Below are 438 nucleotides of genomic sequence, written 5' to 3'. Positions count from 1 at the left end.
AATGATTGGGGTGAAGTCGTAACAAGGTAGCCGTATCGGAAGGTGCGGCTGGATCACCTCCTTTCTAAGGATATATAACGGAATTCGTACTTGGTTGTTTGGTTCAGTTTTGAGAGAGCAATTCTCTTCAATGATTTTAGATGGGCCTGTAGCTCAGCTGGTTAGAGCGCACGCCTGATAAGCGTGAGGTCGGTGGTTCGAGTCCACTCAGGCCCACCATCTAAAATATATATACGGGGCCTTAGCTCAGCTGGGAGAGCGCCTGCCTTGCACGCAGGAGGTCAGCGGTTCGATCCCGCTAGGCTCCATTTTTGTACCTTGAAAACTAAATAAGAGTAACAACGACATCAAACTTTAGAAATAAGGCAAAAAGCTATAATATAGCGACACAATTGATTACTTTTAAGTAATCAACAAACTTATTCTTAACTTAGTTAA

Annotated in this window: 2 tRNA genes and 1 rRNA gene; all 3 read left to right on the top strand. The window is 43.6% G+C overall.

From position 1 onward, the window contains the following. A 16S ribosomal RNA gene (locus tag KI343_RS19885) occupies positions 1-64 on the top strand; the annotation flags it as partial. A gap of 78 nt (positions 65-142) precedes the next feature. After that, positions 143-219, top strand: a tRNA-Ile gene (locus tag KI343_RS19880). 16 nt (positions 220-235) lie between these two features. Then, a tRNA-Ala gene (locus KI343_RS19875) sits at positions 236-308 on the top strand. Positions 309-438: the final 130 nt, after the last annotated feature.

Source organism: Oceanobacillus sp. J11TS1, assembly GCF_018333215.1.
Taxonomy (GTDB): domain Bacteria; phylum Bacillota; class Bacilli; order Bacillales; family Amphibacillaceae; genus Oceanobacillus.
This window is presented reverse-complemented; position numbering and strand designations above follow the sequence as displayed.